General features: G+C 72.5%; 1 protein-coding gene. It reads left to right on the plus strand.

Features of this window, described 5'->3' with window-relative positions; all coding sequences use genetic code 11:
- Positions 1 to 502 (plus strand): zinc-binding dehydrogenase (locus ACFFRH_RS44730; protein ID WP_386164248.1); only part of this gene is annotated, 502 nt, incomplete at both ends.

Genomic DNA, 502 nt, shown 5'->3' on the forward strand with positions numbered 1-502 from the left:
TGCTGGTGCACGCCGGTGCCGGCGGGGTGGGCATGGCCGCGATCCAGCTGGCCCGCCACCTCGGCGCGGAGGTGTTCGCGACGGCGAGCCCGGCCAAATGGGAGGTGCTGCGCTCACTGGGCCTGGACGACGAGCACATCTCCTCCTCCCGCGACCTGGACTTCGAGGGGTACTTCCTGGCGGGCACGCAGGGCCGCGGCGTGGACGTGGTGCTCAACTCGCTCGCCCGCGAGTTCGTGGACGCCTCCCTGCGCCTGCTGCCCCGGGGCGGCCGGTTCGTCGAGATGGGCAAGACCGACATCCGCGACGCCGCCGCCGTCGGTGACACGTACCCGGGGGTCGAGTACGCCGCCTTCGACCTGATCGACTCCGGCCCCGACCACATCCGGCGGATGCTGGAGGAGATGCTCGATTTGTTCGGGCGGGGGGTGGTGCGGCCGTTGCCGGTGCGGTCGTGGGATGTGCGGCGGGCGCCGGAGGCGTTCCGGTTCCTGTCGCAGGC

It is taken from the genome of Streptosporangium vulgare, from assembly GCF_042428775.1.
GTDB lineage: Bacteria > Actinomycetota > Actinomycetes > Streptosporangiales > Streptosporangiaceae > Streptosporangium > Streptosporangium vulgare.